This is a genomic window from Pseudomonas sp. KB_12, assembly GCF_052114545.1.
Taxonomy (GTDB): domain Bacteria; phylum Pseudomonadota; class Gammaproteobacteria; order Pseudomonadales; family Pseudomonadaceae; genus Aquipseudomonas; species Aquipseudomonas brassicacearum.
On sequence record NZ_JBFREY010000004.1, the window covers coordinates 12,186 to 29,821 of the forward strand.

The following is a 17,636-nucleotide window of genomic DNA, read 5'->3' on the forward strand; positions in this document are numbered from 1 at the left end:
ATCGATGGCAAATTCTGTGATACCGATGCGCAGGATTGTGCAATGGGTCGGCAGGAATCGACTAACGAAACTGGCGTCGTGGCGCTTAACCTTTGATCCTGTCGCAGCTGTCCCCGGCTGCACAACGGATTACCTGGGAGGGTTGAACATGACTACACAGATCCCCGTCAGTCACATGGCTTTCGTCCGGGCCCGTACCGGTTGCTCCAGGCAACTGGGGGCGCGCCTGAGTACGCTGATCGCGCCCTCGCGCCTGGCTCCCGGTTGTTTGCACTTTGCCTTGCAGCAATCGCAATGTGACGCTGATTTGTGGCTGGTGTCGGGGCTGTGGGTCAATCAGTCGTCGATGGATGCCTACTTCAATTCACCGGCCATGGCGATTTTCGCCGAGCTGGTGCAGGACCTGGTGGTGAGCAGCCTGGATTTTCATACCTTCAGGGAAGTCTCCGCCGCCCAGGCGACCGAAGGGTGCCGGGCGCAGGTACACAAACTGGCCGGTTGAAGGTTTAATGAGCGTCATTTTCCACCGCCAGGATGCACAAGACATGGCACGTAAAGCCTTTGAAACCTTTGAAGCCGTTTCCGCAGTCGTTCCCAAGGAAGGCGGCGGCTACCATGCCGCCATTGCCACCAAGGCCATCGGCGGTTCAGGTGCACCGCGCTTCAACAAGATCCTTGAAGAGCAGACCTTCGAGACCGCGGTCAAAGCCGATGAAGCGGCAGCCCTGCAGCTGACCCACCTTCAGGGTGTCGACGAGGAGGGCGGGTTGGTCTGGTAAATCAGCATTGATGGGAATGCTTTTGTGGCGAGGGAGCTTGCTCCCGCTTGGGTGCGAAGCACCCACCAGAAAAGGGGCTGCTTCGCAGCCCAGCGGGAGCAAGCTCCCTCGCCACAGGGGATCGCGCTGCTCCTACTTTGGGCGATGCATCTTGAACAACGCCTCAGGCCCCAACTGGAAATAATCCGCCGGCCCGCCACCGCGCAAGATCGGCTCGGCGGCGGCGGTGTCGTATACCCCATCCTTCAACAGCCACTTGGCGATATGCACGGCGACTACTTCGCCGAGGATCAGCCAGCTTGGCACCAGCCCTTTGTCCGCCCGCTGCAGTTGAATGATCTGCGTGACCTTGCATTCGAAGGACACCGGGCTTTCGGCGACGCGCGGAACCTGGATTACCCGTGACGCCGCTGGCGTCAAACCCGCCAGTTCGAACTCATTGACCTCTGGCGCGACCATCGCGCAGCTCTGGTTCATCTGCTCGGCCAGCGGGCGCGTGGCCAGGTTCCAGGCGAATTCGCCGGTCTGTTCGATGTTGTTCAGGCTGTCTTTGCGCCCGACGCTGGAGAACCCGATGATCGGCGGAATGTAGTTGAAGGCGTTGAAGAAACTGTAGGGCGCCAGGTTCAGGCGGCCTTCGGCATCCTGGGACGAAATCCAGCCAATGGGACGCGGGCCAACGATGGCGTTGAACGGGTCATGGGGCAGGCCGTGGCCTTGGGTGGGTTCGTAGTAGTGGATGTCGTCGGGCATGAGAATGTACAGGTCCGGTGCTATTGGGAGGATCCGACGATAGTGCAGCGATCAACCCGTTTTGTCAGCAGCCTAAAACCCTGTTGGAGCGAGCTTGCTCGCGATGGCGGCGTATCGGCTAAAAATATTTTGGCTGACACACCGTCATCGCGAGCAAGCTCGCTCCCACAGGGTGTAGTGATGAATGGGATCAGTTGGTAGACGCCGCATCCGCACGGTCCGAGCCATCGGCGGCGACGGCGGGCTCAATGGCGTGGTTTTCATCTTTCTTGGCAACGGTGGCTGAACCGACGCGTTCGTGGGCAGTGGCGATAAAAGCGGCTGTGCCGGTGCGGTCGAAGCCATCGTCGGCGAAGGCGCTACCGGCCAGTACAGAAAAGGTCAGGGCGGCAATCAGTTTGGTTTTCATGGTGGTCACTCCGGATTCGTTGGCGATGTGTCTTGCATGGATTGAATGCCACGCCAACTAAATTGATTAAAATGTGCAAATTAATGCTAAAAGCAATCGATTAAATAGATATTAAGGGCGGCGTATGTCATTCGCTTCCATCGTCGGAGCGAACGTCGCGCAGGTCATCGATCAGGTGAGTCCAAGATGCGGCGTCAGCATTAACGGGTGATTAATCGCTGTTTTGGCGTGTGTGACAGATTTTTCATACATTCCCGACCTGTTTTTCACCCACGCATCCCCAGTCTGCCCCCCGTGGCCACCAAGAGCCTGCCGTCACACACTGGAGATTGCCCTGCGATGAATAAATTGCCCCAAATTACCCTGGCCTTCTGGGTCATGAAGATCTGCGCGACGACCCTGGGCGAAACCGCAGGGGATTTGCTGTCGATGACCCTTGATGTCGGTTACGCCATCAGCTCGCTGATTCTGATCAGCGTGTTCGTCCTGACGCTGGTTACGCAACTGATGGCCAAGACCTACAAGCCGATGCTGTACTGGATCGTGATCCTGTCCACCAGCACTGCGGGCACCACGATGTCCGATTTCATGGATCGCACCCTTGAGCTGGGTTACGCCACAGGGTCGATGATCCTGATTGCGATTCTGTTGGCGATTTTCGCGGCTTGGCGCTTGAGTGGGGATTCGCTCAACGTCACCAAGGTGCAGACCTTTCGCGGCGAGATGTTCTATTGGATGGCGATTCTGTTTTCCAACACCTTGGGCACCGCACTCGGTGATTACCTGGCCGACGATTCGGGCCTGGGCTTTGCTGGCGGCGCATTGCTGATCGGCTCGACCATTGCCGTGGTCGTGCTGCTCAAGTACTTCACCCGTATTTCGTCGGTGGTGTTGTTCTGGATCGCGTTCGTGCTGACGCGCCCCCTGGGAGCGACGCTGGGCGACTTGATGACCAAGTCTCATGACAAGGGTGGCCTGGACTTCGGCACCATCGGTTCGTCGGCGGTGCTGGCGGGGATATTGATTGTGATGATCGCTGGCGCAACCTATGCGCAGAACCGTTATGGCAAGCAGGGCACTGCTGAGTTGACTTGAAACCGAGTCGCTTCCAATCGCGAGCAGGCTCGCTCCCACAGGGATTTACGCCAACCCTGTGGGAGCGAGCCTGCTCGCGATGGGGCCATTGCAGTCACCGTTGCAGTAACTGCAGGAACACTCATCAGTCAGTCACGATCCGCGAGTGTTTGCGGGTGTCTTTCATGGTGATGTACACCAGCAGCGACACGGCGATGCACGCCGTCACGTACCAGTAGTAGCCAGTTTCCATGCCGACGCTCTTGAACCACAGGGCGATGTATTCAGCGGTGCCGCCGAAGATCGACACGGTCAGTGCGTACGGCAGGCCGACGCCCAGGGCGCGGATTTCGGTGGGGAACAACTCGGCTTTCACCACGGCGTTGATCGAGGTGTAGCCGCTGACGATGATCAGCGCGGCCATGATCAGGAAGAACGCGCCCCACCAGGTCTGGATGGTGTGCAAGGTGGTGAGGATCGGCACGGTGAACAGGGTGCCGAGGATGCCGAAGGCAATCAGGATCGGCCGACGTCCGATCTTGTCCGACAGCCCGCCGATCACTGGTTGCAGGCACATGAACAGGAACAGCGTGGCGGCGGAAATAGTGGTGGAGTCGGAGATGCTCATGCCGACCGTGTTCACCAGGTATTTCTGCATGTAGGTGGTGTAGGTGTAGAACGCCAGGGTGCCGCCCATGGTCAGGCCGACCACGGTCATCAGCTCTTTTGGATGGCGCATCAAGGTGCGCATCGCGCTTTCCTTGGCTTTTTCCTTCTTGGTGAACGACTCGGTTTCTTCCATGCCGCGTCGCAGGTACAGCGCCACGACCGCACACAGCGCGCCGATGGCGAACGGGATGCGCCAGCCCCAGGCATACAGCTGTTCGGTGGTGAGGGTCTGTTGCAGCACGATCAACACGCCCAGGGCGATGAGCTGGCCGGAGATCAGGGTCACGTACTGGAAGCTGGAGAAGAAGCCGCGACGTTCCTTGGTCGCCATCTCGCTCAGGTAGGTCGCCGAGGTGCCATACTCGCCACCCACCGACAGGCCTTGGAGCAGGCGGGCAAACACCAGCAGGATCGGTGCGCCGACGCCGATGGTTTCGTAGCTCGGGCTCAGGGCGATGATCAGCGAGCCGAAGCACATCAGGTACACCGACGCCATCAACGCACGTTTGCGACCGGCACGGTCGGCGTACAGGCCCATCAACCACCCGCCGATCGGGCGCATCAGGAAGCCTACGGCGAAGATCGCGGCGGTATTGAGCAATTGGGCGGTGGTGTCGCCCTTGGGGAAGAAGACTTTGGCGAAGTACAACGAGAATGCGGCGTAGACGTACCAGTCATACCACTCGACCATGTTGCCGACCGAGCCGCTGAAGATCGATTTGATGCGGCTGGCGGTGGTTCTTTCACGGGCGGGCGCGGCAGCCGACCCAAGGGGCAGGGCGTTGGAGTTGTCCATTGAAGGATCCTTCGTTTAATTGTTTTTGTGGAGCGCGTTGGAACGCAGCCTGACAGGGCTATAGCAGGAGCTGTGCCAGTTGCTGGAGGGCCGGTTTAGAGGGGGGCATGGCGCTGGATGAGCGGAAAGCCGCTCATTGTGGTTGGGGGTGTGGGCGGGAATCCGCTTATGCAGGGGAGGTCTGTTGTCTGTACTGGCCCCATCGCGAGCAAGCTCGCTCCCACATTTTGCCCGGTGTACACATGCCCCTGTGGGAGTCTTGCTGTCCCTGGAAAGGATGGCTAAATAAACCATCCAAGACAGTTGCTCTCACATTTTGGCCGGTGTACACAGGCCCCTGTGGGAGCGAGCTTGCTCGCGATGAGGCCGGTACAGACACAGCAAATTCAGCCGGCCTTACAAAAACATCTCCCGACTCAACCCATGCCGCTGCATCTTCTCATTGAAGGTGCGGCGCGGCAGTTGCAGTTCCTCAAGCACGGCTTTCACATCACCTTTGTGCCGGGTCAGGGCGGCGCGCAGGCATTGGGCTTCGAAGGCTTCCTGCTGGGCCGCGAGGGACTGGCCCGGCTCCGTCTCCAGAACGGGCAGTTGATCGAGCCCCAACACCTGGCGTTCGGCGACATTGGCCAGTTCCCGCACGTTGCCGGGCCAGTCGTGGCTGAGCAGATGGCTCAACTGCGGGCCGCTCAGGGGCGCGGCGGGGCGGCCCAGGCGTTCGGCGGCGCTGTGGGTGAAATGTTCGAACAGCAAGGGAATGTCCTCGCGCCGTTCACGCAGCGGCGGCAGGCGCAGCTCGGCGATGTTCAGGCGATAGGCCAGGTCTTCGCGAAAACGCCCGGCCCGGGCTTCGTCCAGCAGATCGGGCTTGGTGGCGGCGATGATGCGCAGGTCCACCTGTATGCTCTGGTTGGAGCCCAGGCGTTCGAGCTTCTGTTCCTGCAATACCCGCAGCAACTTGACCTGCTGGGCCAGGGGCATGCTTTCGATTTCGTCGAGAAACAGCGTGCCGCCGTCGGCGTATTCGAGCTTGCCGATGCGCTTGCCTTGGGCGCCGGTGAAGGCGCCGCTTTCGTGGCCGAACAGCTCCGCTTCGAACAGCGCCTCGGGAATGGCCGCGCAGTTCAACGCGACAAAGGGTTTGCTCGCCCTCGGGCCGAAGTCGTGCAGGCAACGGGCGACCAGTTCCTTGCCGCTGCCGGTTTCGCCGCGGATCAACACGTTGACCGGCAATGCGGCCAGGTCCAGTACCTGGCGCCGCAGGTTTTGCAACGCACGGGAAACCCCCAGCAGCGTTCCATCGAGGCGGGCCCGGGCGTCGGCCTGTTCATGCAGGCGACGGTTTTCCAGGACCAGGCTGCGCTTGTCCAGGGCCCGGCGCAGGCTGCCGAGCAGGGCTTCGGGGCTGAAGGGTTTCTCCAGGAAGTCGTAGGCGCCGTCGCGCATGGCCTCCACGGCCATCGGCACGTCGCCGTGGCCGGTCAACAGAATCACCGGCAGGTCGGGATCGCGGCGGCGCACTTCGGCCAACAGTTCCAGGCCGCTGAGGCCGGGCATGCGCACATCGCTGAGGATCACCCCGGGGAAATGCTCCGGCAACCGGGCCAGGCATTCGTCGGCGCGGCTGAACAACTGCACCTGGAACCCCGACAGGCTCAACCACTGCTCGACGGCACTGCGGATGCTGCCTTCGTCATCCACGACCATGACTGAATCAAGCATGCAGTTGCGCCTCCTGATCAATGGGCAAGGTCACGCAGAATACCGCGCCGTGCTCATGGTTGTCCGCCGTCAGTCGTCCACCGGATTCATGGATGATTGCAAACGAAACCGCCAGCCCCAGGCCCAGGCCATCGCCCACCGCCTTGGTGGTGAAGAATGGATCGAACACCTGGGCCAGGTGTTCCTCGGCGATCCCGGTGCCGCTGTCACTGACGGTCAGGCGCCACAATTGCTCATCGGCCTCCAGGCGCACTTCCAGGCGCTTGATGGGTTGGTCGGCCATGGCGTCGAGGGCGTTGCGCAGCAGGTTGATCAACACCTGTTCGAGGCGGATCGCATCGCCGCGCACCCAGGCCGGTCGAGTCACGTGCAGCACGGTGTTGATCTGTTCGTCGCGCAGGCGCGTGTCCAGCAATTGCAGCGCCTGGTCGACCACCGCCGCCAGGTCCAGGCGTTCGCGCAGACCGCTGGGGCTTTTACGGGCAAAGGTCTTCAGGTGGCCGGTGAGGGCGGCCATGCGGGTCAGCATGTCGTCCACCGGCTTGAGGGCCTTGTAGGCGTCATCGACCCGGCCGTGATCGAGCAACAAGCGCAGGGTCGCCAATTGCATGCGTTGGGCGGTCAAGGGCTGGTTGATTTCATGGGCCAGGGCCGCGGACATCTGTCCCAGTGCCGCCAGCTTGGCCGATTGCACCAGCCCGTCCTGGGCCGTGCGCAGATCCCGGGTACGCTCTTCGACCAACCGCTCAAGCTCTTCGCGGCTGCGCTGGCGCAATTTTGCCAGGCGCCAGCGCTGGTTGAGAAACAGCAGCAGGAACACCAGCGCCAGCCACGACCCAGCGGCCGCGAGCCCGGCATTGCGCCGGTCTTCGAAGGCGATCTGCGGACGGCGCAGCAAGTGCAGCGTCCAGCCTTCGGCGGTCAGCGGCAAGGATTCCCACAGGTAGTCCGTCGAGCCATCGGGGGTCTCGACCCGGGCCAGATGGCTATTGTCGTCAAAGCGCCGTAACGGCTCGTAAGCCAGCGGTTGCAACGGTTGCTTGTCGTATTGACGGGTGGCCTTGAGCTCGGCGCGGTCGCTGTCGCTCAGCGGCTGTAAGTGGCGATAACGCCAGCCCGGGCGGTTGGCGATGAAGATGATGCTCCGGGCATCGCTGACCAGCAGGGTGTCGCTGCCCTGGCGCCATTCGCGCTCAAGCTCCGGAAACTCCAGCTTTACCACCATTGCGCCGAGGAACTCGCCGTTGTCGTCGGTCACGGCGCTGGAGAGAAAGTACCCCGGGATGCCGCTGGTCACGCCCACCGCATAAAAACGCCCGGTGCCCTGGGTGCGGGTCTGGAGGAAATACGGACGAAAGCCATAGTTGTGCCCGACATAGCTGCTGGGCAGGCGCCAGTTGCTGGCCGCGACGGCCAGGCCTGTGTGGTCGAGCAATTCCAGGGTGGATGACTGGGCGGCGCCATTGATCTGTTCCAGCTTGCGGTTCAACGCATCCTGCTGCGCGGCGCTGACCGGCCCCTTGAGGGCCGAGCGTAACTCCGGGTCCAGCGCCAGCACGGCGGGCAGGGCGCGGTAGCGTTCGATCAGGGTATGCAGCGAAGTGGCGTACAGCGCCAACTGCTGGTTGGCCCGGCTGGCGTCTTCTTCCAGGGCCGCGCGTTCGGCGTGGCGCACGGCAAGGGTGGCGGCAACGGCCGCGCCGGTGAGGATCAGCAAGGTGTACAACGACAGACGCAAGGTACGGGTAGTCGGCAGCATGCTGGCGTAAACCAGTGGAAAGTCGGGCGGGCACGATAGCATGTTGGAACGTCTTGGGGCCTGTACCACCGCCATCGCTCGCCCTGAGCCCTGTAGGAGCTGGCGAAGCCTGCGATCTTTTGATCTTCCGCTTGGGACTCAAGTGTTTGGGGAAAGATCGCAGCCTCGTTGCACTCGACAGCTCCTACGCTCCTACGCACCTACGTACCTACGCCCTCGGAGGGCGCAAGCGCCTTTTCGGTATCTGCGCACAAAAAAAAGGCCGGTGGGCTTGTCGCCCCACCGGCCTTTTTCACCGCGCCAAAATGCCTGTTACTGCACTTCGACCGCCAGGCTGTCACTGATCTTCTTCTGCCAGATGGCAGGACCGGTGATGTGTACCGACTCGCCTTTGCTATCGACCGCAACGGTCACCGGCATGTCCTTGACCTCGAACTCGTAGATCGCTTCCATCCCCAGTTCGGCGAACGCCAGGACCTTGGATTTCTTGATCGCCTGGGCCACCAGGTAAGCGGCGCCGCCGACGGCCATCAGGTAGACAGCCTTGTTGTCCTTGATCGCTTCGATGGCGGTCGGGCCGCGCTCGGATTTGCCGATCATGCCCAACAGGCCGGTCTGCTCGAGGATCTGACGGGTGAACTTGTCCATCCGCGTGGCGGTGGTCGGGCCGGCTGGGCCGACGACTTCTTCGCCTACCGGGTCGACCGGGCCGACGTAGTAGATGAAACGGCCCTTGAGGTCCACCGGCAAGGTTTCACCCTTGTTCAGCATCTCGACCATGCGCTTGTGCGCGGCATCGCGGCCGGTGAGCATCTTGCCGTTGAGCAGCACGGTCTCGCCCGGTTTCCAGCTCTGCACGTCTTCCGGGGTCAGGGTGTCGAGGTTGACGCGACGGGCCGACGGGCCGGCTTCCCAGACGATTTCCGGGTAAGCGTCCAACGGTGGCGCTTCCAGCGACGCCGGGCCGCTGCCGTCGAGCACGAAGTGGGCGTGACGGGTGGCGGCGCAGTTGGGGATCATGCACACCGGCAGGGAGGCGGCGTGGGTCGGGTAGTCCATGATCTTCACGTCGAGCACGGTGGTCAGGCCACCCAGGCCCTGGGCACCGATGCCCAGTTGGTTGACCTTCTCGAACAGCTCCAGGCGCATCTCTTCGATACGGTTCTGCGGGCCGCGAGCCTTGAGCTCGTGGATGTCGATGGATTCCATCAACACTTCCTTGGCCATGACCGCGGCTTTCTCGGCGGTGCCGCCGATGCCGATGCCGAGCATGCCCGGTGGGCACCAGCCGGCGCCCATGGTCGGAACGGTTTTCAGCACCCAGTCGACGATGGAGTCGGACGGGTTGAGCATGGCCATCTTCGACTTGTTCTCGGAGCCGCCGCCCTTGGCCGCCACGTCCACTTCCACGGTGTTGCCCGGGACGATGGAGTAGTGGATGACCGCCGGGGTGTTGTCCTTGGTGTTTTTGCGTGCGCCTGCCGGGTCGGCGAGGATGGAGGCACGCAGGACGTTTTCCGGCAGGTTGTAGGCGCGACGCACGCCTTCGTTGATCATGTCGTCCAGGCTCATGGTCGCGCCGTCCCAACGCACGTCCATGCCCACGCGCACGAACACGGTCACGATGCCGGTGTCCTGGCAGATCGGCCGATGGCCGGTGGCGCACATGCGCGAGTTGATCAGGATCTGCGCCATGGAGTCACGGGCTGCCGGCGACTCTTCGCGCAGGTAGGCCTCGTGCATCGCCTGGATGAAATCCACGGGGTGGTAGTAGGAAATGAACTGCAAAGCGTCAGCAACGCTCTGTATCAGGTCATCTTGCTTGATCACGGTCATGAGTCGCGCTCCTCTCTAAAGACGGGAACATTCAATAAGGTGCCGGCCGCTTGGGTGCATCGGTCGACGGGCGGCACCTCTATAAGGCACGCCGGGCATGCTGGCGCGACGCTAAAAAGGCGCGGCAGTATATCGCAGGCCGGCCCCCTGTGGGAGCGAGCTGTGAGAGCAAGGCTGTGGGAGCAAAGCTTCTGTGGGAGCAAGGCTTGCCCGCGATGAAGACAACGCGGTCTCCCGGGGAATCGAGGCGCCTGCATCGCGAGCAAGCTTTGCTCCCACAGAAGCCTTGCTCCCACAGCCCAACAGGGCGATGTGCAGGCTATGTGTCAGGCCTCAAAACACTGCGTCAATATAGGCCATTGCTTTGACGCCATTTTTCTGCTCCAGAATTGAATGGTCATTTGTCCTACACGCCACTAAAGTGGCGTCTGGCCTGTAGCGTAGGACGCCTCCTGTCAGTTTCCTTTCCCATGGTGAGTCAACGATTGACCCATAACGCCATTCAACGTCTTTTGCTGAAACGCTTCGCTTTGGCGACCGCGACGTACGCGCTGGCACTGGTTTTGTTGTGGCTGGCATTTTTCAGTGGTCATTACCTCGATTCGTTGCGCGATGTCATCATCGGCAGCGTGTTGGTGGTGCTGTGCCAGGCCGGACTGTTCGCGCTGTTTATCACCGACCGTAACCTGCGCTTCGCCGACCCCAGCCTTACCGAAGCGCAGGTGTTGATCGGCCTGGGCTGGCAGACCTGGATGATGGCGCACCTGGACCAGGCTCGGGGCGTGTTCCTGGTGTTTTATGTATTGATCCTGCTGTTCGGGCTGTTTCACCTGTCACGCCGGGCCTTTGTGCGCTGCGCGACGCTGGTGTTTATCAGTTTCACCGCTATTACCCTGTGGGACGGTTACTTCTTCCGGCTTCCCGATCCCACCTTGGCGGGGTTGCAGGTGGCCGTGCTGTTTCTCGTGCTGGTGTGGCTGGTGTTCTACGCCCGCTACGTCCAGACCTCACGCCAGCGCATGCGCCAGCGGCGGTTTGCCCTGCAGGCGCACCAGGACACCTTGCGCGGGATGATGCGCCAGCTCGAAGACCTGGTGGCCACCGATGAGCTGACCGGGCTGTTCAATCGCCGGCACTTCCTGCGCCTCGCTTCGCGCGAACTCAACACCCTCAGGCCCGGCATCGCCCATGGCCTGGCCCTGATCGATCTCGACCATTTCAAGCGCATCAACGACCTGCACGGCCACGCTGCTGGCGACCAGGTGCTGCAGGCATTTGCCGCGGTCGCCACGGCGTGCCTGCGCGAGGGCGATGTATTGGCTCGTTATGGCGGCGAGGAATTCGTCATGCTGCTGCCCGCCTGCGACCCCCAGCGCCTGACGGCCTGCTGCGAGCGGCTGCGGCTGGCGTTCACTGAAGTCGAGCTGATCGGCCTGCAGGTCGGCGCCCTCAGCTTGTCGGCGGGCATGACGATGCTGGAAATGGGCGATGACCTGGACAACGCGTTGCAGCGTGCCGACCAGGCCCTTTACCGTGCCAAGCGAGACGGCCGAAATCGGTGCGCTGCCGCCTGGGAGAACGTCGATGCCTGAACTGACAGTCGCCGGTCGGCAATGGACGGTGGCGGCGGGCAGTAACCTGCTGGACGCGTTGAACGGCGCTGGTGTGGCCGTGCCCTACAGTTGTCGTGCCGGCAGTTGCCACGCGTGCCTGGTGCAGTGTGTGGACGGTGATGTGCGCGACAGTCGTCCCGACGCCTTGAACCCGGTGCAACGCGACCAGGGCTGGCGGCTGGCCTGCCAATGCCAGGTGGTCGAGGATGTGCAGATCCACACCTTCGACCCGCAACGCGACGGCCAGGCCGCTCACGTAGCTGCGGTGGATTGGCTCGGTGGCGAGGTGCTGCGCCTGCGCATCACCCCCGAGCGGTCGCTGCGTTATCAGGCCGGGCAGCACCTGGTGCTGTGGGTCGGCGACGTGGCCCGGCCGTATTCCCTGGCGAGCCTGCCCGAGGAAGACCGATTCCTGGAGTTCCACCTCGATTGCCGCGAGCCCGGCCAGTTCATTGATGCGGCCCGGCAGATGAAGGCCGGTGATCCGATCCGCCTGGGCGAGTTGCGCGGCGGTGCCCTGCATTACGACCCCGACTGGCACGACAGGCCGTTGTGGCTGCTCGCCGCCGGCACCGGCCTGGCGCCGTTGTTTGGCTTGCTGCGCGAAGCGTTGCGCCAGCAGCATCAAGGCGCGATTCGCCTTATTCACGTGGCCCATGATGTGGCCGGGCATTACCTGGCCAAACCCCTGGCGGCGCTGGCGGCCAAGCATCAAAACCTCACCGTGGAGCTGCTGAGCGCAGCCGAGGCGCCGTCCGCCTTGGCGCAACTGCGCCTTGTTTCACGGCAAACCCAAGCCTTGCTCTGCGGCCATCCCGACCGGGTCGAGGCCTTTGCCAAGCGCTTGTACCTGGCCGGCTTGCCGCGCAATCAACTGCTGGCCGACGTCTTCCTGCCCCGTGGTTGAGCGTTTCCAGACCGGGAACAGTTGCGCAAGGTGATTGAAGAAGAGGGCAGGCAGGCTGGCGCCATCGCGAGCAAGCTTTGCTCCCACAGGAGTGGGGGGAGCACTCCATATGGGGGCGTCCTGAAACTGTGGGAGCGAGCTTGCTCGCGATAGCGGCAGTTCAGGCACTACATTCTCCAAGAGCAAAAACCAAAAAGCCCCGCCATTCACATGGCAGGGCTTTTGTTTTTCAGCGCTCGGTCACTCAGACCATCGGGTCGCCAACATGCAGGATTTTCATCCCGTTGGTGCCGCCGATGGTGTGGTAGCTGTCGCCCTTGGTCAGGATGACCCAGTCGCCGGTCTGCACCACGCCACGCTTGACCAGTTCATCCACCGCCGCCTGGCTGACTTCGCCCGGTTGCAGGGCGGCCGGGTCGAACGGCACGGTGTAGACGCCACGGAACATGGACGCGCGCGCCTGGGTTTCGCGGTGCGGGGAGAACGCGTAGATCGGCACCGAGGAACGGATGCGCGACATGATCAGCGGCGTGTAGCCACTTTCGGTCAGGGCGATGATCGCCTTCACGCCCGGGAAGTGGTTGGCGGTGTACATCGTCGCCAGGGCGATGCTCTCGTCGCAGCGCTCGAAGGTCTTGCCGATGCGGTGGCTGGAGGTCTTGCTGGTCGGGTGCTTTTCAGCGCCGATGCAGATGCGGGCCATGGCCTGCACCGCTTCGAGCGGATAGAGGCCGGCGGCGCTCTCGGCCGAGAGCATCACGGCGTCGGTGTAGTCGAGCACGGCGTTGGCTACGTCGGACACTTCGGCGCGGGTCGGCATCGGGTTCTGGATCATCGACTCCATCATCTGGGTCGCGACGATCACCGCTTTGTTGTGGCGGCGTGCGTGCAGAATGATCTTCTTCTGGATGCCCACCAGCTCGGCGTCGCCGATTTCCACGCCCAGGTCGCCACGGGCCACCATCACGGCGTCGGATGCCTTGATCAGGCCATCGAGGGTTTCGTCGTCGGCCACGGCTTCGGCGCGTTCGATCTTGGCCACCAGCCAGGCAGTACCGCCGGCTTCGTCGCGCAGTTGACGGGCGTATTCCATATCAGCAGCGTCACGCGGGAAGGACACGGCCAGGTAGTCGACTTCCATTTCCGCGGCCAGCTTGATGTCGGCCTTGTCTTTTTCGGTCAGGGCCGGAGCGGTCAGGCCACCGCCGCGACGGTTGATGCCTTTGTGGTCCGACAGCGGGCCGCCGATGGTCACGACGCAGTGCAGTTCAGTGGCGGTGGCGGTTTCGACGCGCATCACCACGCGACCGTCGTCGAGCAGCAGCTCGTCGCCCACGCCGCAGTCCTTGACCAGGTCCGGGTAGTCGATGCCGACCACTTGCTGGTTGCCTTCGGTCAGCGGATGGCTGGTGGAGAAGGTGAAGGCGTCACCGATCTTCAGCTCGATGCGCTTGTTGGCGAATTTGGCGATACGGATCTTCGGGCCTTGCAGGTCACCCAGCAGGGCAACGAAGCGGCCGTGCTTGGCGGCGAGGTCGCGCACCAGCTTGGCACGAGCCTTGTGCTCGTCGGGGGTACCGTGGGAGAAATTCAGGCGGGCAACGTCCAGGCCAGCCAGAATCAGCTGTTCGAGAACTTCCGGCGAATTACTGGCCGGGCCAAGGGTAGCGACGATTTTGGTGCGACGGACGGACATGCAAGACTCCTCAAGTTCAAGCGCCAGCGAAGGCTACTATGCTCTTTGGGTGTAGTCATTGTTCATATGCACTACTTTTTCGTTTGTTTTTCGAAATGAACATTCCTGAAAATTTTTGCGCCTTTTGTGACGCGGTGACCCCTTTGTCATGTGAACTCATCCTGTAGGAGCTGCCGAGTGCAACGAGGCTGCGATCTTTCCCCAGGCACTTGGATCCCAAGCGGAAGATCAAAAGATCGCAGCCTTCGGCAGCTCCTACAGATTTTCCCAGCCAGGTCGATACAGAGCTCAAGACAGGAGAACCTCCCATGCGATTCGTGCTTTTTGTTGCCCTGGCCCTGAGCGTCACGGGCTGCACCCGTTGGTCGATGAACCATCACATGAACCTGGCCTACAAGGCCTATGACCGCGGCAATTGCGAGCAGGTCATGCTCGAACTGTCCCAGGTCGACCGCGCCAGCCGTGCCCGCCGCTATATGCAGCCGGAAGTCTCGATGCTGCGCGGCCAGTGCCTGGAACGGCAGAAGCTGTTTGTCGATGCGGCGCAGACCTACCAGTTCATCATCATGCAATACCCTAACAGTGAATACGCCTTCCGCGCCCGCGCCCGGCTCGAGACCCTGCAGAGCCTGGGCCATTATCCGACCCGCAGCGCCTCGGCGATCCGCCCGACGGCGTCCTGACAGGCTCACCAAGCCATTGGCCGGGGCGATCCCCGGCCACAAGCGCCTGGCATGTTTTTGTTTATGAAAGGTTTGCACAAGGACTGGCCTCCACACCACCTTGAGCTATATTTGTACAAATCGTCATTAGAGCTAAATCTCTAACTTCAAGCGGCACCTGTGACCGGCAGCACTAGGGCCTGAACGCTTGTGAGCGTCTGGCACCGGGATCGGGGAGAGCGAGCTGGCGTGTGCTCGTTCCGAAGTATCAGGTTGCCCCGATTCGGGGTCGTTCAAAAAGCGATACAGGACATGTACAAAAAGCGGCGAATCGAACGGCATCAGCTGCCGTGTTTCCTGAGAGTGTTCAATGGTGTCAACGGCAGGCCTATCGGTTTCCTGGGCAATGTCTCCGCAGATGGCCTGATGCTGATCAGCCATTTACCGTTAATGGTCGGCGCGGACTTTGACCTGCTCCTGAAAATCCCTGCCGATGAGGGACCGCAGCAGAACATTGTGCTCAGGGCCAATTGCCTGTGGTGCCACGAAGACGTGACGCCGCAGCATTTCGACGCCGGTTTCAGCCTGAAATGGGCGCCGCCGGAGTACGGGCAACTGATCAGCGCATTGCAGCAATATTTCAGTTTTTATCCGTTGCCGGAATCGGCCTGAGATCGGGCTATGGAATAACCAGCCTGGTTGATACCTCTGTGGGAGCAAAGCTTGCTCGCGATGGCGATTTCACGGTCGCCATCGCGAGCAAGCTTTGCTCCCACAGGTTACTCAGAAACAGTCCAAAGCTTTAGCGCTGAACCTTCGCCTCGTTATCCAGCATCTTCTCCAGCAACAACACCCCCATCTCGCCCATCTGGTGAATCGCCAGGGCCAGGTTGCGCGGGGCGCCTTCCAGGTCTTCCGATAAATCCAGGATCAACGTGCTCACCGAGCAGAAGGTTTCGTAGGTGTGCGCGAGCATGCCTTCGGGGTCGGCGTCGGGGGCGACGATGAAGTAGTCCGGTTGTTTGTAAGGCCTTTTGTCGGGTTGGCCGTGGTTGGGCTTGAGGTAGTAGTCGAGGGCTCTTTGAGCGGCTTCGTCGAGCTTTTCGGGGTCGAGGGTTTCGTGGGGTGGATTTGGGGTCGGCTTGATCATTTACTGCTCCTTTAGAAATGGAGCCGTCACTTTTTCGCGACTAAACGATGGGGGTGGCGGCTATACGCAGGTTAGTCGACCGGGAGGAGTAGCAAAACCGGCGCGCCCGAGAGCGCCCTGCGTACAGCCACCATCAAGTGCAGGGATAGGGAGGCCTGACTGGATGACGCTTGTGCACACGCTACTACTGCCCGGGCGACTAAACCCGATCGCTGGATATCAGCGACGCGAATCAAGTTACGGGGCGACGTCAAAGCGCACAAGCCGGCGGATTCTGGCGGATCTGTAGTCCGTTGCGCAAGACGCTGTAGTCAGCCGGAGTTTTGCCGGCTCGCTGTAGGACCTAGGCCGTCCCAGCCTTTTTCCAGGCCAGGTATTGGGTCACCAGGTCCGCACCTAATTCACTAGGACGCGAATCCAGGGCCGGGACGCCGTGGGCGGCCAACTGCTTGTGCAGTTCGGCCCGTGCATTCAAATAATCCACCGTCCCGCAGTAGGCCAAGGCCTCGGGCAAGGTTTGCACCGGCGTCTGGCGCAACCGGTCGAGGGCCTCTTCCCGCAGGCTGGCCACCAGCACCCGATGCTGCTGGCCCAAGCGTTTGACGGCCGCGAGCAGATCCGCGTCGTCCTCATCCCGCAGGTTGGTCACCAGCACCACCAGGGCCCGGCGTTTTTGCCGGGCCAACAGCTGGGTGACGGCGGCCTGGTAGTCGGCGGGGCGTTGGCTGCTGTCGAGGTCGTACACTGTGTTGAGCAACACGTTGAGCTGGCCGGTGCCTTTGACCGGGGCGAGGTAGCGGGTCTGATCGCTGGCGAACGTGTTCAGGCCCACGGCATCGCCCTGGCGCAGCGCGGTGTAGCTGAGCAGCAGGCAGGCGTTGAGGGCGTGGTCGAAGTGCGACAGCTCGCCGTCCTGGCTGCGCATGCGCCGACCGCAGTCGAGCATGAAGATAATCTGTTGGTCGCGCTCGTCTTCGTATTCCCGGGCAATCGGCGTGCGATGGCGGGCCGTGGCTTTCCAGTCGATCTGGCGCAGGCTGTCGCCCTCGCGAAATTCGCGCAGTTGATGGAATTCCTGGCCCTGGCCGCGTCGTTGCCGCTGGCGGATGCCGAGCTGGCTCAGCCAGTTGTCCACCGCCAGCAGTTGACCGTCGTAGAGCCTGGCGAAATCCGGGTAGACCCGAGTCTCATCGACCGCGTCCAGCAGACGCTTGTCGGTCCACAGGCCTAGCGGGCTCGGCAGGTTGATTTCGCAATGTTCGAAGGCGAAGTGCCCGCGCTTGAGCGGGCGCAGGCGGTAGCCGACCTGGCTGCGCCGGTCGGGTTGCAGCTCGACCGACAGCGGCAGGTTTTCGAAGTCCAGGCCGTTGGGTACATGGTCGAAGAGCTGCACGTGCAACGGCTGGGCAACGTCATGGCTGATGTTCAAGCGGATTTCACCCCAGCGTCCCAGGGCCAGGCTGCCGGGCATCTGCCGTTGTACCCGCGGCGAGGGCAGGCGCCTGACGCGCACCGCGTCGAGCAGCGCCAGGGCCAGCAAGGCCAACAGCAGCCCCCAGTTGATCGACAGCAGCGCCGATGGCACCGCCATGCCCAACGCCCGCAGCGCGCCGAGCACGATACTCACGGCCAGCAGCACGGCGAGCCAGGTCAGCAGCAGGCGCGAGGGTTTCATGGGTGCGTGCCCTTGCAGGGGATGTTGGCCTTGGCAAGGAAATTTACTGCAGTGAGGTTTCCTGTGGCGAGGGAGCTTGCTCCCGCTGGACGCGCAGCGTCCCCTGGCGGTGTGTCAGATAGAACTTGGGGGCTGC

The 17,636-nt window shown here is 62.1% G+C and carries 16 protein-coding genes; 7 read left to right on the top strand and 9 right to left on the bottom strand.

Annotated elements, in window-relative coordinates; all coding sequences use genetic code 11:
- Positions 1-148: 148 nt before the first annotated feature.
- Both AB4Z20_RS03140 and AB4Z20_RS03145 read left to right on the top strand, forming a co-directional pair.
- A complete protein-coding gene (locus AB4Z20_RS03140; RefSeq protein WP_253477644.1) occupies positions 149-502 on the top strand; it encodes a putative quinol monooxygenase in 354 nt (117 codons plus the stop codon).
- A 43-nt stretch (positions 503-545) separates the two neighbouring features.
- Positions 546-779 carry a hypothetical protein gene (locus AB4Z20_RS03145; protein ID WP_442089328.1) on the top strand — a complete coding sequence of 78 codons (234 nt, stop codon included), beginning with the start codon at positions 546-548 and terminating at the stop codon, positions 777-779.
- A gap of 132 nt (positions 780-911) precedes the next feature.
- Here AB4Z20_RS03145 and AB4Z20_RS03150 read toward each other — a convergent pair whose 3' ends face one another.
- On the bottom strand, positions 912-1,532 hold the full coding sequence (locus tag AB4Z20_RS03150) for a flavin reductase family protein (protein ID WP_442089329.1): 621 nt from the start codon (positions 1,530-1,532) through the stop codon (positions 912-914).
- A 190-nt stretch (positions 1,533-1,722) separates the two neighbouring features.
- Positions 1,723-1,941 (bottom strand): hypothetical protein, encoded by a 219-nt coding sequence (locus AB4Z20_RS03155; protein WP_214509389.1) that lies wholly within the window; start codon positions 1,939-1,941, stop codon positions 1,723-1,725.
- 339 nt (positions 1,942-2,280) lie between these two features.
- Here AB4Z20_RS03155 and AB4Z20_RS03160 point away from each other — a divergent pair, with 339 nt between their 5' ends.
- Positions 2,281-3,036 carry a COG4705 family protein gene (locus tag AB4Z20_RS03160; RefSeq protein WP_258689231.1) on the top strand — a complete coding sequence of 252 codons (756 nt, stop codon included), beginning with the start codon at positions 2,281-2,283 and terminating at the stop codon, positions 3,034-3,036.
- 124 nt (positions 3,037-3,160) lie between these two features.
- Here the strand turns inward: AB4Z20_RS03160 and AB4Z20_RS03165 are convergent, their stop codons facing one another.
- From AB4Z20_RS03165 to AB4Z20_RS03180, 4 genes are all read right to left on the bottom strand, one after another.
- Entirely contained in the window at positions 3,161-4,480 is a 1,320-nt protein-coding gene (locus tag AB4Z20_RS03165) for an MFS transporter (protein WP_253477636.1), read from the bottom strand.
- 396 nt (positions 4,481-4,876) lie between these two features.
- Positions 4,877-6,202, bottom strand: coding sequence for a sigma-54-dependent transcriptional regulator (locus tag AB4Z20_RS03170; protein WP_442089330.1), 1,326 nt, complete (start codon positions 6,200-6,202; stop codon positions 4,877-4,879).
- Positions 6,195-7,961, bottom strand: coding sequence for a sensor histidine kinase (locus tag AB4Z20_RS03175; RefSeq protein WP_442089331.1), 1,767 nt, complete (start codon positions 7,959-7,961; stop codon positions 6,195-6,197). The genes AB4Z20_RS03170 and AB4Z20_RS03175 overlap by 8 nt, the downstream gene beginning before the upstream one ends.
- A gap of 312 nt (positions 7,962-8,273) precedes the next feature.
- Positions 8,274-9,797, bottom strand: coding sequence for a fumarate hydratase (locus AB4Z20_RS03180; RefSeq protein ID WP_053189777.1), 1,524 nt, complete (start codon positions 9,795-9,797; stop codon positions 8,274-8,276).
- A 485-nt stretch (positions 9,798-10,282) separates the two neighbouring features.
- On the opposite strand from AB4Z20_RS03180, the gene AB4Z20_RS03185 reads away from it, so the two are divergent.
- A complete protein-coding gene (locus AB4Z20_RS03185; RefSeq protein WP_442089332.1) occupies positions 10,283-11,389 on the top strand; it encodes a diguanylate cyclase domain-containing protein in 1,107 nt (368 codons plus the stop codon).
- A complete protein-coding gene (locus AB4Z20_RS03190) occupies positions 11,382-12,317 on the top strand; it encodes an iron-sulfur-binding ferredoxin reductase (RefSeq protein WP_442089333.1) in 936 nt (311 codons plus the stop codon). The genes AB4Z20_RS03185 and AB4Z20_RS03190 overlap by 8 nt, the downstream gene beginning before the upstream one ends.
- A gap of 244 nt (positions 12,318-12,561) precedes the next feature.
- On the opposite strand, the gene pyk is transcribed toward AB4Z20_RS03190, so the two are convergent.
- Entirely contained in the window at positions 12,562-14,013 is a 1,452-nt protein-coding gene (gene pyk / locus AB4Z20_RS03195) for a pyruvate kinase (protein WP_018605630.1), read from the bottom strand.
- Between the two features lie 308 nt (positions 14,014-14,321).
- Here pyk and AB4Z20_RS03200 point away from each other — a divergent pair, with 308 nt between their 5' ends.
- Together AB4Z20_RS03200 and AB4Z20_RS03205 are read left to right on the top strand one after the other, a co-directional pair.
- Positions 14,322-14,696: a tetratricopeptide repeat protein gene (locus AB4Z20_RS03200; RefSeq protein ID WP_092223455.1), complete on the top strand. Its 375-nt coding sequence runs from the start codon at positions 14,322-14,324 to the stop codon at positions 14,694-14,696.
- Positions 14,697-14,987: 291 nt separating this feature from the next.
- A complete protein-coding gene (locus AB4Z20_RS03205; protein ID WP_024617542.1) occupies positions 14,988-15,347 on the top strand; it encodes a PilZ domain-containing protein in 360 nt (119 codons plus the stop codon).
- A 130-nt stretch (positions 15,348-15,477) separates the two neighbouring features.
- Here the strand turns inward: AB4Z20_RS03205 and AB4Z20_RS03210 are convergent, their stop codons facing one another.
- Positions 15,478-15,825 carry a DUF6124 family protein gene (locus AB4Z20_RS03210; protein ID WP_258689224.1) on the bottom strand — a complete coding sequence of 116 codons (348 nt, stop codon included), beginning with the start codon at positions 15,823-15,825 and terminating at the stop codon, positions 15,478-15,480.
- Positions 15,826-16,168: 343 nt separating this feature from the next.
- Positions 16,169-17,500: a DUF58 domain-containing protein gene (locus AB4Z20_RS03215; RefSeq protein WP_442089334.1), complete on the bottom strand. Its 1,332-nt coding sequence runs from the start codon at positions 17,498-17,500 to the stop codon at positions 16,169-16,171.
- Between the last annotated feature and the right edge of the window lie 136 nt (positions 17,501-17,636).

Excerpts from the sequence above, each read along its gene's own strand:
- AB4Z20_RS03200 (WP_092223455.1), top strand. The coding sequence starts at position 14,322 with ATGCGATTCGTGCTTTTTGTTGCCCTGGCCCTGAGCGTCACGGGCTGC.
- AB4Z20_RS03165 (WP_253477636.1), bottom strand. The coding sequence starts at position 4,480 with ATGGACAACTCCAACGCCCTGCCCCTTGGGTCGGCTGCCGCGCCCGCC.
- AB4Z20_RS03180 (WP_053189777.1), bottom strand. The coding sequence starts at position 9,797 with ATGACCGTGATCAAGCAAGATGACCTGATACAGAGCGTTGCTGACGCT.
- AB4Z20_RS03205 (WP_024617542.1), top strand. The coding sequence starts at position 14,988 with ATGTACAAAAAGCGGCGAATCGAACGGCATCAGCTGCCGTGTTTCCTG.
- AB4Z20_RS03175 (WP_442089331.1), bottom strand. The coding sequence starts at position 7,961 with ATGCTGCCGACTACCCGTACCTTGCGTCTGTCGTTGTACACCTTGCTG.
- AB4Z20_RS03170 (WP_442089330.1), bottom strand. The coding sequence starts at position 6,202 with ATGCTTGATTCAGTCATGGTCGTGGATGACGAAGGCAGCATCCGCAGT.
- AB4Z20_RS03160 (WP_258689231.1), top strand. The coding sequence starts at position 2,281 with ATGAATAAATTGCCCCAAATTACCCTGGCCTTCTGGGTCATGAAGATC.
- AB4Z20_RS03150 (WP_442089329.1), bottom strand. The coding sequence starts at position 1,532 with ATGCCCGACGACATCCACTACTACGAACCCACCCAAGGCCACGGCCTG.
- AB4Z20_RS03155 (WP_214509389.1), bottom strand. The coding sequence starts at position 1,941 with ATGAAAACCAAACTGATTGCCGCCCTGACCTTTTCTGTACTGGCCGGT.
- AB4Z20_RS03215 (WP_442089334.1), bottom strand. The coding sequence starts at position 17,500 with ATGAAACCCTCGCGCCTGCTGCTGACCTGGCTCGCCGTGCTGCTGGCC.
- AB4Z20_RS03190 (WP_442089333.1), top strand. The coding sequence starts at position 11,382 with ATGCCTGAACTGACAGTCGCCGGTCGGCAATGGACGGTGGCGGCGGGC.
- AB4Z20_RS03145 (WP_442089328.1), top strand. The coding sequence starts at position 546 with ATGGCACGTAAAGCCTTTGAAACCTTTGAAGCCGTTTCCGCAGTCGTT.
- pyk (WP_018605630.1), bottom strand. The coding sequence starts at position 14,013 with ATGTCCGTCCGTCGCACCAAAATCGTCGCTACCCTTGGCCCGGCCAGT.
- AB4Z20_RS03210 (WP_258689224.1), bottom strand. The coding sequence starts at position 15,825 with ATGATCAAGCCGACCCCAAATCCACCCCACGAAACCCTCGACCCCGAA.
- AB4Z20_RS03140 (WP_253477644.1), top strand. The coding sequence starts at position 149 with ATGACTACACAGATCCCCGTCAGTCACATGGCTTTCGTCCGGGCCCGT.